This is a genomic window from Bacillus sp. FJAT-18017, assembly GCF_001278805.1.
In the GTDB taxonomy this organism is placed as follows: Bacteria; Bacillota; Bacilli; order Bacillales; family Cytobacillaceae; genus Bacillus_D.
Window position 1 is genome coordinate 3,275,403 of the sequence record NZ_CP012602.1, and the last position, 14,683, is coordinate 3,290,085.

Annotated in this window: 10 protein-coding genes; all 10 read right to left on the reverse strand. The window is 45.5% G+C overall.

Annotation, left to right across the window (positions count from 1 at the left end; all coding sequences use genetic code 11):
- Positions 1 to 53 precede the first annotated feature (53 nt).
- Entirely contained in the window at positions 54 to 1,406 is a 1,353-nt protein-coding gene (gene ffh, locus AM500_RS15325; RefSeq protein ID WP_053599993.1) for a signal recognition particle protein, read from the reverse strand.
- 11 nt (positions 1,407 to 1,417) lie between these two features.
- Entirely contained in the window at positions 1,418 to 1,750 is a 333-nt protein-coding gene (locus AM500_RS15330; RefSeq protein ID WP_053599994.1) for a putative DNA-binding protein, read from the reverse strand.
- A 431-nt stretch (positions 1,751 to 2,181) separates the two neighbouring features.
- Positions 2,182 to 4,989, reverse strand: a complete 2,808-nt coding sequence (locus tag AM500_RS15335; RefSeq protein ID WP_053599995.1) for a VWA domain-containing protein — start codon at positions 4,987 to 4,989, stop codon at positions 2,182 to 2,184.
- On the reverse strand, positions 4,973 to 6,754 hold the full coding sequence (locus tag AM500_RS15340) for a vWA domain-containing protein (protein WP_053599996.1): 1,782 nt from the start codon (positions 6,752 to 6,754) through the stop codon (positions 4,973 to 4,975). Before AM500_RS15340 ends, AM500_RS15335 begins: the two co-directional genes overlap by 17 nt.
- Before the next feature lie 11 nt (positions 6,755 to 6,765).
- The gene (locus AM500_RS15345) at positions 6,766 to 7,635 is read right to left on the reverse strand and encodes a DUF58 domain-containing protein (RefSeq protein WP_053599997.1); all 870 of its coding nucleotides are present in this window, start codon (positions 7,633 to 7,635) and stop codon (positions 6,766 to 6,768) included.
- Positions 7,632 to 8,639 (reverse strand): AAA family ATPase, encoded by a 1,008-nt coding sequence (locus tag AM500_RS15350; protein ID WP_053599998.1) that lies wholly within the window; start codon positions 8,637 to 8,639, stop codon positions 7,632 to 7,634. Before AM500_RS15350 ends, AM500_RS15345 begins: the two co-directional genes overlap by 4 nt.
- A 4-nt stretch (positions 8,640 to 8,643) precedes the next feature.
- Positions 8,644 to 10,245 (reverse strand): hypothetical protein, encoded by a 1,602-nt coding sequence (locus AM500_RS15355; RefSeq protein WP_053599999.1) that lies wholly within the window; start codon positions 10,243 to 10,245, stop codon positions 8,644 to 8,646.
- 18 nt (positions 10,246 to 10,263) lie between these two features.
- A complete protein-coding gene (locus AM500_RS15360; protein WP_053600000.1) occupies positions 10,264 to 11,097 on the reverse strand; it encodes an ABC transporter permease in 834 nt (277 codons plus the stop codon).
- Entirely contained in the window at positions 11,094 to 12,029 is a 936-nt protein-coding gene (locus AM500_RS15365; protein WP_053600001.1) for an ABC transporter ATP-binding protein, read from the reverse strand. Before AM500_RS15365 ends, AM500_RS15360 begins: the two co-directional genes overlap by 4 nt.
- A complete protein-coding gene (locus tag AM500_RS15370; RefSeq protein ID WP_053600002.1) occupies positions 12,026 to 14,407 on the reverse strand; it encodes a hypothetical protein in 2,382 nt (793 codons plus the stop codon). The genes AM500_RS15365 and AM500_RS15370 overlap by 4 nt, the downstream gene beginning before the upstream one ends.
- Positions 14,408 to 14,683 lie beyond the last annotated feature (276 nt).

Consider the following 14,683-nt stretch of genomic DNA (forward strand, 5'->3'; position numbering starts at 1 on the left):
ATTCTTAATTAGTTTGTAAAGTCTTTTTTCTTAACACCTAAAATAAGGAAATCCTAGAATGGCTTAAAGGGAAGCTTGAAGCCGCCTTTCTTTTTGCCTTTCTGCTGCATGTTGGTCATTTGCTTCATCATTTTTTTCATGTCCTCAAATTGCTTCAGAAGCCTGTTGACTTCTGGAACAGTCCGGCCACTTCCTTTTGCAATGCGCCGCTTGCGGTTGGAATTGATGATTTCAGGATGTTCCTTTTCCTTGGTTGTCATGGACTGAATGATTGCTTCAACATGGCCGATTTGCTTCTCATCAATCGATACGCTGTCGAGCCCTTTTATCTTGTTTGCTCCAGGGAGCATCTTCAGGATGTCCTCAAGAGGCCCCATCTTTCGCACCTGGCCAAGCTGATCAAGGAAATCGTCGAGAGTAAATGTAGCCGTACGCATTTTCTGCTCAAGCTCTTTCGCCTTCTCCTCATCAACGTTTGCCTGGGCCTTTTCAATCAGTGACATGACGTCGCCCATCCCCAGAATCCGTGACGCCATACGCTCAGGATGGAATGCTTCAAGGGCGTCCATTTTCTCACCCATACCGACGAATTTAATCGGCGTGTTCGTAACAGACCTGATAGAAAGTGCAGCACCGCCCCTTGTATCGCCATCCAGCTTTGTCAAAACAACCCCGGTCAAACCTAGCTGTTCATTGAAGCTTTGTGCTACATTGACAGCATCCTGTCCTGTCATCGCATCGACAACAAGGAAAATCTCATTTGGTTTTGTGAGCTCTTTGATGTCCTTTAATTCATCCATCAATGCTTCGTCAACATGAAGGCGCCCAGCGGTATCGATCAGTACATAATCATGGTGGTCTTCCTTTGCTTTGGCAATGGCCTGCCTTGCAATTTCAACCGGGCTGACCTGGTCACCAAGCGAAAACACTGGCATGTCAAGCTGTTTACCGAGCGTCTCAAGCTGTTTAATGGCCGCAGGACGGTAAATATCTGCAGCTACAAGCAAAGGTTTGCGGTTGTACTTTTTACGAAGCAGGAGAGCAAGCTTACCGGTGGTGGTCGTTTTACCAGCACCCTGAAGACCGACCATCATAATAATGGTTGGCGGTCTGCTTGAGACGGCAATTTTGCTTTGTTCGCCGCCCATCAGGTTAGTCAGTTCCTCTTTTACGACCTTAATTACCTGCTGGCCTGGTGTCAGACTCTTCATGACTTCCTGGCCAACTGCCCGTTCACTTACCTTTTTAACAAACTCCTTGACGACCTTAAAGTTAACATCTGCCTCAAGCAAAGCCAGGCGGACTTCCCTCATCATTTCCTTTACATCCGCTTCATTGACTTTCCCTTTGCCACGGATTCTTTGCATCGTATTCTGCAGTCGGTCGGCCAATCCTTCAAATGCCATAGTGCCGCCTCCTAATCTAGTTTCTCTAGCTCTGCTAATTTTTCGAGCAAATCTTGTTTCGGAACTGAATCAGATTGAAGCAGTTCCTTTATTTGCGCCAGCAGAATATTACGTTCCTGGAACTTTTGCAAAAGCAGAAGTTTTGCTTCATACTCCTCAAGCATTGCCTCAGTCCGTTTGATATTATCATAAACCGCCTGGCGGCTAACATCATATTCTTCAGCAATTTCTCCGAGTGAATAATCATCCAGGTAATAGAGAGACATGTAGCTTTGCTGTTTTTCAGTCAACAACGATTGGTAAAAATCATACAGATAATTCATTCTCGTTGTTTTCTCAAGCATGCTATCCCTCCTTGTTAAGTGAAAAACCTTTACATCGTTAGTTTACAAGCAGTGCGCCATAGTGTCAAGATAGGCAACAATCTTAATTAAATTTCGTTTATATATTTGGTAAAATGGCGTAACATACTACTCTTAAAATGTGTTTTGGGTTAAAAACTCCTGGGTATCCTCTAAACCATTTTTCGCGGAACAATCATCACTCCTGACAATAAGATTAATCCAGCAAACCCCTTTTCGTGGATTAATTGCCCCTCTAACTATGAGATTAATCCACTAGTCCACCTTTCGTGGATTAATCGTCACCCCCAGCATTGAAAATTAATCCACTAAACCACTGTTGACCATAACCATGGCTGCTATTCAGCCAATCATCAAAAAATAATGAAAAGCCGGCTCACCCTAACAGGTAAGCCAGCTTCATAAGAAGAATGTTATTTAGTTCTTTTCTTTGCTTCAAGCAGGCGGTTCATCCGTTCTTGCTTCTGTTCAGGGGTCAGTTGCTTGGCAGCGTTAACAGGCTTCGTTTGTCCTTTCGGATTCACCTGTACTGATACCTCATCCTGAGTTTGATTTCCACTTTGCCTTTTCACCTTTTCTTTTCCAGGAAGAATGGTTTTGGACGGCCTTTCCCTGGATACTTTTTTCCTTACTACTGACAGCCTTTCAATCGCAGCACCATCTACAGTAACTGCTTTATCATCCGAATTTTTCCTTTTTGGAATCAACTTCGAGAATACACCGACTCCGAACCTTCGAATAAAAATTTCAAGGACAAGTACTAGGAATGCAGCCAGCAGTAGATATTCACTTATTGGCTGTTTTTCTTTCGGCAGATTTTTCAATGGCCTGAATGCGTCCTTGGCAGAGGTTAATTCCTTTCCGCCGCCAATTGAGGCCAGTTCCTTTAGAAAATTCCTGTTTGTCCCTTCTAGCAAAAATTCATTTGAGTAAGGAACAGAAAATCCGGTCCGATACATCTGAACTTCGCCTTTTTTCCCGGTCTGCTTAAGTGACAGGTAATACATCCCCGGTTTTGAAGGGAAAGAAAGCTCATATTCCCCAGGAGCAACTAATTTCATATTTGCGTCCACGGATGTGCCCGTTTCTGATAAAAGCGAAGCCTCTACCGGGAACACCTCAGTACTGGCACTTTTTAATGTTACAAGCGTTTCTCCGCCTTCTTTTGCAACCGAAACAGAAAAGGGCTCACTATCATACTGTGGTAATGAAGCAGAAACAATCTGGTTTAGGAAAGCTGGCCAGCCTTCCCACCTTGCCCAATCTCCAGACCACTTCCCGGTAACATCCGATGTAAAGGCCAATGTTTTTCCCAGCCCATACTGCCACTCTGCCAGGACAGGGTCCTCCTTCTGGCTTAGGATTGGGACTGTCGCTCTCGTTTTCGGCGTGGCAGCAATATAGGCATTCATTTGCGGCACACCAGCCGCAAATCGGGCGGACCACTCAGGATAAGGCTCTATTAATGGGTAAAACGGATTATCCTCGATATATGTTCTTGTTGTCATAACAGTTTCCCGTGACAGGACGCTTGGGATTACCGAAACATCGGACACATCATAAAAACGTCCGCTTCCCATTGTTGCCAGATCGTCGAGGAGCAGCCTATCGGCATCAGAACCGAGCGCAACCGTTGAAAGTGTGATGTTTTTTTCCTTCCCCTCCTCTATTAGAGAGGCATAATCGCCTGCAGCTGCCGACTGTCCGTCCGTAAGCAATATGATATGTTTCCTTTGCAGTTTGAGGTCACGGAGTTCCTCGTATGCCTTTTCAAGGGCAGGGTAAATATTTGTCCCACCTCCGACAGAGATAGATCTGATTTTTTCAACAGTCTTCTTTTTATTGCTAAGAGGTGCAGTTTCCACAATTGTCCATGGCCGGTCATCAAAGGCGATGAATCCAAGCGTGTCCTCCTCGCGCAGTAATTCGACTGATCTTGCTGCAGCTTCTTTTGCGAGTGAAAGTTTATTGCCGCTCATACTGCCTGACCGGTCGATCACAATAACCAGGCCTAGTGATGGCATCTCCTTTTTACCTTTAATATCCATATCAACTGGCAGCAATTTTTCAATCGGGGTCTTAAAATATCCACCAAGACCGAAGCTGTCTTCCCCGCCCGTCATGACAAACCCGGTTCCAAACTCCCTAACTGCTTTCTCAATCAAATTCATTTGGTTTTCGGTGACCCGGTGGCCTGGAACATTTTCAAATATAATGGATTGATATTGAAGGTAGCCGCCCAGTGCCGTCGGCAATTTTTCAGGGACAGTTTTCTCAACAAGAAGTTCAGATCCTTTGAGAATGTCTGGCAAAGGACCATTTGGAGTTCCTTCGACCACCAGCACCCTTGGTGTTCCTTTCACAGTCGAAACTGCATGGAGTGAATTATTTTCAATATAGGCATCCTGTTTATTCACAAGCTCGGCTTTATATACCGCAAGACCTGGTTCTTCAGCCTTATGCGTAAACGTATAGGCGTTCTCACCCTCCTTGACCTCGATAGTCTGCTGGATGACCGCCTTATTGTTCACGGAAAGCCTGACCGCTGCTGTTGTCGCAACATTACTTGTTAGGGTTATCGTAACCGGCGTTTCCTCCCCTACAAATAGCGAAGGCGGGACGTCCAGGCCTGTTATTGCTGTATCCCCGTTTACCTTCCGCTCCAGTACAACGTAATCAAGTTCTATTCCTCGATTTTTCAGAAGCTGTGCTGCTTGCTCAGCCTTTCCGACCGTCTCATTGCCGTCTGTCAGGAGGATAATTCTTCCTCCTTCTGTACCGGGAAGGAGTGAAGAAGCGAACTGAAGGCCTGCAGAAATATCCGTTTCGCCACGGTCCACCTCCGCATTGAACCGTTCAGGGATAGTTTTTGTCGTAGACATCGAAGCTTCTGATTGCGCACCATTCGCGAACGAGGCTACTGCAAATTGCTTTGCGAGTCCTTTCGAGGATACTGCTTCATCCACCCAATCCAGCAAATTTCCTTCAACGGATTGAACGCTTTTAGAACGATCAGCCAGAAAGACGATTGTTTCCGTTTTCGCAGGAAGAATAATCTGGGGTACAGCCAGGGCGAAAATAATCAGGAGAAAGACGATGCTCCTTAGGATTCCGGCAACCTTTCTATCGAGTGATTTTGCCTGCCGAAAAAAAAGCAGCATCAGGACAAATGCTGGTATTGTCAGTAAGAGCATAAGAGGATAACTAATTTCCAAGCCCACGGCGGAACACCTCCCATTCGGCAAGCAGGAGTAAGAGAGCGATCGTCGCTAGCCACAGCCATACTGTCCCGTTTTCTTTGTCTACTGTCTGCTCCAGCTTAGATAAATCTGTCTCGTTTAGTACGAATGATTTCTCGAAGCCGGGTTCTTTTTCACGGTCATCGAGGATGACTGAAAAATAATGAATGGACTCGCCGTCTGAAGCCTGGTAAACGCCAGGTTCATAAGGGGCTTTAAAGTTTCCTTTTTCCAAAGAGAAACTGCCAAGATTCTTTCCTTCTTCATTAAACAATTCCAAAGGTTTTCCTGCTGTATCAATATTCAGCCATTTTTCTTCACCAGGCTGGAAGTTTCCGAGAAAACCCGACTGGCGTGACAGCCATTGATAGCTGTTATAAAGGAAAATTGGAAATCCAGGCTGTAGCGGCCAATCGCTTTGTTCAATTGCAAAATTGACTATGACGGCTGGCTGCGCATTCATCCTTCCTGATTGTATCAACGGATGTCCTCCACTTTCGGCAATCGTTTCAAATGTGCCCTGTAAAGGCTGTACAGCTTGTTGAATATATGTCTTTTCAAATGCGGTGTATTCCAGGATCGGTGAGGCCGATCCCTTTGGGCGCTCGTTTAATTCAATCGTTTTTTTTGCATCTTTGTTGATTATCAGAATCGGCCCTTCAGGAAGGTTTTCGGGGACTTGCCCCTCAACAAGGAATAGGCCGCCCTGTTCTGCAGTCGCAAGGCTATTATCATCAAGCTGAATGCTTTTAATTCCAATTGATTGCAGCCCCCTTATCAAAAAGGGATTCACATCTCCAACAGCGTAGACAGGAGGGTCTTCGGGTGAAAGAACAGTCGAAGCGCTATTATCCGCACTGTATCCATCAGCAGCGAGGACCTCAGCATGATAATAACGGCCATCAGGGAGGCTCGGTATATCGAGGATTTCCCGGCTATTGGGAGGCAGGGTCAGCATCCTTTCAAAAACAGCCTCCCCTTTGTCATCAATTATCCGGAAATTCGTGCTCGCTTCCTCTTTTCCCTGGTTTTCAACAACCGCAATCGCAGTGACTTTTCCACCTGAACGTGATGCTCCAAACGACATAAGGGAAAGGTTATCCAGTTCCTCACCAAGATTATGTACTTCAACCGGCTGCTTGCCCGCAAGAGATTCTATTGAAGCCTCTGTCACTTTATCCGAAAAAATATGGATAACTCCCCTAGATTCGGAGGATAACGAAACTGCAAGCTTAATGGAATCTGTTATATTTTCATGCCCATAGGTCAAATGCATTGACTCAATCGCAGCCTTAATTGCCCCGGGTTCATCTTCCCTGTTCAAAACGATTTCTGGCTCCTCATCCGCCAAGATAATTGTCACCTGCTGGCTGTCGAGCCGGTCGGCCATATCGAGCATTTCTTCCTTGGCACTCGAGAACAGGGGCTTTCCATCTTTTTCAGCTGACATGGTTGAGGATGGGTCTACAACAAAAATGAGATGCTCCCCTGCCAATCCGGAGCTGAACAAGAGAGGCTTGACAAGCGCAAACATCAACAGAGCGAGTGCGGCGATTTGCAGCCAGAATAAGAGATTATGCTGCAGCTTCTTCAGCCACGGCGACGCCTGCCATTCGTTCATCGCCTCAATCCATAAAAGGTTTGAAGGGTTGATGATAGAGTGATATTGTTTGCGGAAAAAATAGAGCAGGACAACAGCGGCAATCAGGATAGCCAGAAAAAAATAGAATGGATTGGCAAAGTGCATATCTTTTCACCTCATTCCAGCACTTTTTTTGCTGTACATTTATGAAACAAGAAGTTCTGCAAATCATGTGTATCTGAAACAGGAACATATGTAAAACCAAACTTCCGGCAGAGCGATTCAAGGGATTCATTATGTTTCGCAAGCCGGCTCTGGTACAACCTGACGACGGCTTCCTGCATCGTGACATTGACGGTAGTTCCCGTTTCACTATCCACAAGCTGTACATCTCCTCCCATTTGCGGTTCTAATTCAGCCTGGGAGAGGACCTGAATGAACTTTACTTCGATTCTTGCTCCGGCAAATTTGCGGAACAGCCCTTCAAATGCGGAAAGCGATTCAAGTCCATCTGAAATCAGAATCGCTGCCTGGATGTTTTTCAAGCTTTCTTGAACGATTAGTTCAGAGAAGCCGCCAGCGTTGTTGGATTTATTTAGTGCTAGGACACTTGCATATACGCTTCTGGCGTATATGGTCCCCTTTCTGGCAATTTTACCGGATGAATTCGCTGCGACCGGATAGAAGGTAAGCCTGTCCTCTCCATTCAAAATAATGAAGCTCATTGCAGCGGCAATTTCCTTTGCCTGTTGCCATTTCGATTCAATCGCCTGCATTGAAGGAGTCGCATCAAGGAAAATAGCGGCGTGGATTTCCTGCTCATCAAGGAATCTCTTAATATAGTGCTTGCCGGTTCGCCCATAAATATTCCAATCAATCAACCTGATATCATCTCCCGGCTGATAGGAACGAAAATCCGAGAATTCCAGAGAAGCGCCTGCTTTTCCAGATCTTCTTGACCCTTTATGGACACTGCGTCTTCTAGTTTTCACAAAAAGGCGTTTTTGCTGGAGCTTTGAAAGCACAACTATACTGGCTGCTTTCATCTCTCTGAAGCACCTTTCACTGCAGAATCAACAATATCCTTAATGATCTCATCAGCGCTGATACCGCTTGCTTCTCCTTCGAAATTCATAAACAGTCTATGACGCAGTGCCGGTGCAGCTACCTGCTTTAAATCACCAGTAGAGACATGATATCGCCCAGCCATAAATGCCCTTGACTTAGCAAGCTGGATGATACTTTGCAGGCCGCGGGGTCCGCTCCCGTATTGAATATAGTTTTTTACTGCTTCTGATCCACCTTCGTTTCCCGGGTGGGTAAGCGTAACAATTGAAACGGCTAAATCCAGCATGTCTTCTGAAACAAGAATTTCCTTTGTTAAACGTTGCAGCAGGACAACGTCCCCAGGTCCGAGAATTTTTTCAAGATGTGGCGTTTCAATTCCAGTCGTTCTCCGGGCAATTTCCTTCAATTCATCGCCTGAAGGATAATTCACGTTAATTTTGCAAATAAACCGGTCCATCTGGGCTTCAGGAAGTGGATACGTCCCTTCCATATCAATCGGATTCTGAGTCGCAAGTACAAAGAACGGCGTTTCCATTTGCTTCGTTTCGCCCATAACCGTCACTGTCTTTTCGCCCATCGCTTCCAGCAGGGCACTTTGTGTTTTAGGTGTTGCCCTGTTGATCTCATCGGCAAGTACAATGTTTGAAAAAATAGGGCCTTTATGAAAGGTGAATTCCTGTCTGCCGTCTTCCCCAGGCTGAAGCAGCATCGTACCTGTAATATCGGATGGCATTAAATCAGGTGTGAATTGAACCCGAGAAAAAGATAGGTCCATACAGTCTGCGATTGTCCTGATCAACATTGTTTTGCCGAGTCCGGGCAGACCCTCAAGAAGAGAATGTCCGCCAGAAAGGATGCTCCAGAGCACCTGGTCGATGACATCTTCCTGTCCAACGATAAACTTCTTTATTTCTTCCTTAGCAGCCTTCAGTTTTTCGCCAGCGAGAACAAACTGGGTTTCCTTGTCCTTTATTGCATCCATGCAATCACTCCTTGTTCGGATCTAGTTCAGAAAAATAATTCTTAACGATTGTTTCCAGGCCTCCTGGCAAATTCATCCTGTCCATGCTAGTTCGATAGGAATTCGCATAGCTGCCGTATACCTCCCCATACGGCTTGATTGCTCCGCGGAGGATTGGCCCATCGCTTTCATACTGTGTTCCCGGCGACCCGTTCCCTAGGAAGCCTGTATCGGTTTCTATATTTGTTTTACCGCCAACGTGCTCAGGTATGGTCAGAAAATCTCTCGAGCCCTGGCCAAGGCCTGCACCAGAACCTGTTCCATTTCCACCATTTCCATTACCAGATCCCGTTCCGCTGCCATTGCCATTTCCATTACCTTGGCCGCTGCCAGAACCATTCCCCTGACCACTGCCGTTGCCACTGCCATTACCTTGGCCGCTTCCAGAACCGGTCCCCTGTCCATTTCCCTGACCTTCCCCTTGTGATGATCCCTCACCAGGCTGTTGCCCACCGCTTCCTGAATTCTGTCCGGCTGGCGTTTGTCCGTGCTGGGAACCGGAGGATGGGCTCAAAGCAATTTGCCCTGGCGGGATGCCGTTATCCTTCATTAATCCCTGTATGGTCTGGGCTTGCTGATCCAAAGCAGTTTGAGCCGAAGCAAGCTGATTCAGGGTAGTTTGAGAATCCAAAGCGTCTTTTAGTTTTTCTGTAAGTTGGGCAAGCTCCTGCTCGGACATTTGCCCTTCCTTGCCTGAAAGCTCCGCAAGTGCCTGTTTCTGATTACTTGTCAGCTCGCTCCGCTTTTGATTGAGCCTGTTAAGTTCCTCTGTCGCCTTTTCTATGTCTTTTTGGTTAAGTGCTGAAGCAAGCTGGTCAAGTCCTGCTTTTTTAAGCTTATCCTGAATCCGCGCCATTTCAGCAGCCTTTTCTTTTTCCTTAAATTCTTTCAATGCAAGCTCTTTTTTCTTGTTTTCAAGGGCTTTCAGCGCCTCGTCTGGAGTCTTGGCCTTTGCAAGCTCTTTTTTCAATTCCTCGAGCGCCTTCTTAGTCTGGGGATTCTTCTCGCTGGCAATTTTCTTATCAAGCTCTTTTTCCGCTTTATTTAGTACTTTCCTTGCTGCTTCCTGCTTGCCAGCCTGGTCCATTTTATCGCTGGGAAGCTGGTTGGATGCATAAGCAAAACCCAAAAATAATAATCCTACTAACATCCACTTGCTTACTCTATATTTCTTTTTCCGGCTTACGGCCTGCTCGTGGACTCTCTTCATCCAGCCAATACTTTCAGCGAGCTGCAATCGATGCAGGAGCCCCTCTTCCTTGTAAAAAGCGAAAGCAGCAGAGACCCGGTCTTCTGGTACGAAGGAGTTATATACGAGAACAGCTTCCTTCCATCCCGGCCAGCCCTGCCAAACCCAGACAGCTGAAGCAAGGAAAGCTAAAATAAATGACCACATGGCAAACTGATGGTAATAAGGGAAAACAATCAACCGAGCCAATATGTAAACGATCATCGCTAACCCCGCCCCGGCTATAAAGCCATACTGAAGTCCAAACAGTGCGCGCCCTAATCGGAGCTGACGCCTGATTGGCGACAACAGCTTTAAGAATTGCTGTTTATCCTCCACATTTACCAGTCCCTTGAATTATTTTTTCGTGCCCATGTTCGGCCGCAGCTTGCGGATGCCGAGCAGCAATGCGGCAATCCCAAGAATGGTGTATGAAATAAGCAGCGACGCCCAAAGAGGAAATTCTATTCCCGTCTGTCGGTTTATTTCACCAATAAACTCCGGTTCAAAAATGCCAAGCATGACAATGAACGGATTCAACATCGCAATAAAATACGGGGTTGGCGACGTAGTTCCTGACATCGCTCCGAATTGCATCGAAACAAGAAACAGGAAAGCTGTCCCTGCTGCAAAAAATAATGTAACCCCATACGTTGAAATCATTGAAACAATTGTCTTCCGGATTAGTGTGGAAAACATGACGCCAAAACTGCCAAATATCAGAATTAGAAAAATATAGTATCCGAGTACAGAAAGCACTTGTAGCGGAGAAATTCCGCCGAACAGGAAGACGATGCTGTAAATTGGCATACTGCCTACAATCATCAGAAGCAGAAAGGATACTGATGAAACAAGTTTACCGATAATGATTCCTGTTGAAGTCTGAGTTGTTGTCAGCAGGATATTTAGTGTCTGCTTTTCCCTTTCCCCGCTTATAACGCCCGCGGTCAGCCCCGGCGTGATAAACAGGATGAGCCCTAGTTGGATGAATGAAAGAACCATGAACATCGTCCGGCTCTGGTCAGGACGGAAAAAGTTTGTTCCATAAGCCTGTGATTGAATAAAGATATAACCTATCGTTACGAGACAAAGTGCCAATAGATAAAACATAAGCCCAAGGAAGCTTTTAAACGTTCGGAACCTAAGCTTAAATTCCTTGTTCATGACAGGATTGAGCAGAAGTTGCCTCATGACAGCTCCACCCCCTTCGTGATTTCCATAAATACATCTTCAAGGTTTGATTCAGTTTCAGAAAAGCTGGTAAGCATGATTCCCGAGTCCACAGCCTTTTTCAAAAGATTGAATTGTTCCTCTTCACTTCCGCTGAAAACGAATTGAAGCGAATTACCGTCTTCCCTTGTTTCAACACGGCTGACCTGGTACTGGTCCTCGAAAAACGCGCTTGCCGTTTCAAGATTGCCCCATACTTTTACAGTAATCAGCTTTTCACCTTTCAAACGAAGCTGGATTTCCGAAACCGATCCCTGTGCCACGAGCCTGCCCCGGTCTATGATGCCTATGCTATCGCACATTTCAGAAAGCTCGGGCAAGATATGCGAAGATATCAGAATGGTTTTACCCATATTCTTTAATTCTTTTAAAATCTCCCTCATTTCAACCCTGGCACGCGGATCGAGACCAGATGCTGGTTCGTCAAGAATTAGCACTTCTGGATCATGGATCAGTGAACGGGCTAGGCATAGCCTTTGTTTCATGCCTCTGGAAAGGACATCTACATAGGAATCTGCTTTATGGGTAAGATTGACAAGTTCAAGCAGCTGCGGAATCAACTTTGCCCGTTCGGCAGCTGGAATTCCATAGCTGGAGCCGTAAAAATCGAGATATTCGATAGCCTTGAGCTGGTCATAAACCCCAAAAAAGTCTGGCATATAGCCAAGCTGCCTGCGGACAGCCGCAGGGTCCGAAGCAATGTTACATCCATTAATGTAGGCTGTGCCAGAAGTTGGCGCAAGAAGAGTCGCCAAAATTGAAAAGGTTGTCGACTTTCCCGCCCCATTTGCACCTACAAAACCGAAGACCGTCCCTTTTTCAATGGACAGGTTCAGGGAATCTAGGGCGGTGAACTTTCCGTATCTTTTCGTTAAATTTATGATTTCAATCATTTGCCCGCTTCTCCTTTCACCGTAACGGATGGCATCCTTACCATTGGATCCTGCTGCTGACCCGATTTTTCAAGCCTAAGGATGATTTCGCCCTTATCCGAAATAAACCTTGAAGGATTATCAGTTAACTTCGTTGTCAAATCATTTAACTCCGTATATTTCTTTGAAGATTGGTCAAGGATTGACCATTTTGTCTCATTTGAGTACCAGGTGACACTTATTTCACTTATGGTGATTTTCTTTCCGATAAATTGCTTTGGAAGAACTAGAGAGTAATCATAGGTTCCGTTAGCAACCATCATTTCCCTTCCCTCCGGCATTTTGTCGAAAATTTCTCCCTCTACAGGAATAAGATTTTTTGTTAAAGCCTCTTCCTTTAAAGTGAAAGGCCCGTTCAGTTCAGATTCAATATCCGCCGCCTGGTAAATGAGTGACAAACTATTGGTCGTTTTGCTTTTCCCAGGAATTTCAACCTTCAGTACAGGTTGTTTCGTTATGCCATAGATGATTGGAAGGTTCTTGTTCGGGCCTTGATTATACAAGTACTCAATTGCCCCATATTCCAATTTTTCTTTTTTCATTTTATCGATATCAAGGTTGGGCTGCGGGTTATAATAGCCGCCATTCGCAGGTGTCAGTGGTCCGGAAAGATATCCATTGGCTATCTCCTTATCAACCTCAAGGGTTCCACCTTTTTTTAATTGTCCCAGGTCAACCCGCTTGGACCCCGACCAAACATACATATTCTCAAAATCGTACGGGAAGTTATTTACAATTGTTCCTTTCAGATTTTTGCCATCATACCGAAGATTGATAGCAAAATCGCCCTCCGCTTCCTTGATGACAGGTCCGTATACCGTCCTAGTTGACCAATACTCCACGTTCGGAAACGTATACTTATCTTCCTTTCGCCCTTCTTCAAAGACCGCGTAACGCTGTGGCGCGGACGACTGCATGGATGGGGAGCCTGGTATTGCATTAAATTCCCCGCTTGGGAATACCATTTCATAATCCCCGCTCGTATTCGATAGGAGTGAAACTGCCTCGACCCCCTGCAGAATGCCGCCCTCAGCCTTAAGGACGGAGAGCTGGTTCATCTGTGGCTTAGAAATACGATCCTTCGCGCCAATGCCAAAAATTACTGCCGAAATCAGGAGAGCGAAAGCAGGGACAATCCACCAAGCATGCTCTCGCTTATCAAATCTTTTTAACAACAGATAGAGTACCGGTGCCGCCAGCAATACATAGATAATCAGCATGAGTGTAATTTGCCCAACCGAAAAGTTCACGGATGGGAAATACTCATTTGTTTGAGCAAAATCCATATAATATTGTTCAAAAGGATTCATATATCCTTGATTACTATTAAAAGTAGAAAGCGAACTTTGGCTAAGAATTGACGTGGTTAGCCACTCCCCATATCCCTTCCATGAAGCTACAGGATTGTCACCCAGAGAGAAAGCTGTTTGCCAGATTTCACCGGAACCATAATCCTTTTTAACAAGAACAGGGACATCGCCGCTTTTCTCGACAACCGTGGCTCCATCCGAGACCTCACCGTGAAAAACTGGAACATTTGCAAAACTTGCCCCCGGCTTAACGGCAGACTTAAGCTTGGTCAGGTTGGCTGCCGTTTCAGTTGTTGGTATCATCGGCAGTTCGGTAAACAATTCTCCATACGCCTGCTGGGCATCCGCCGCGCCTCCCACAATTAGTACTCCGCCATCTTTGGCCCAGCCGAGTATCGCTTGCTGCTGCAACTCATTTAGTCCTGACAAAGGATAGCCATCAATAGCAAGAACATCCAAATTATCAAGGCCTATTTTATCTTCTGGGATAAAGTCAGGTTCAATAATAAGCGAATTGGTATTGGCTGCCCCTGGCAGTGATTTAAGTTCCTTCAGCCTGTCCGGTTCCTCACTTAGGAGGCCAAGTATTTTCCAGGAGGGGTCAACATATTTAAGTGAAAGCTTCTTTGAACCAGTGAAGGATGTTTCCTTTCCATCTTGCCAATCTCCTTTGTAAAGGAAAATTTCCTGAACGTTTGGGCTACTGTACATCCCTTCATTCGAAATGCCCGGAATCGATACGATGTACTCTTTCTTGCCGCCCTTCGGAATATCTATATGGAGAACTTTTGATCCGGAAGAGCTGTAGGTTGGGTAAAAATTGATTAATAAATCCCCTTTAAAATCGGCGCCTTTGTTTTCGACTGTCACTTTAACAGGAAAACCGTAACCGCTTTTTATTTTCCCGTCAAAGCCTGCTTCCGTCCGAATTGTGATGCCGCTATTCGCTGCAATGGCCGGTTGAGCAATACTGACGAGCAGAAAAAGCATCAAGAAAAGGGATACCCATTTTCTAATATGTAATGCCAAGACTATTCCCCCTATTTTTTCTTCATAAGATTAGACGTTTGCAAACGTCAAAACACTGCAATTTTTTATGTAAAAAAGAAAATAATTCCTTTAGTGTAATTTTACACTGTATTCATATAAAAAAACAGTACCGATTTGGAAAACGGTACTGTTTTTTAAAATTGGCTGTGTTGATTTCCGCTTCACAAAGGGAAGCTCCCAAGAAAAATCTTCTCAGAGACAGGCGCATTTTGCCTGTCGCGAGACACTACGCTTTCCGCGGGCGGCCTTGGGAGC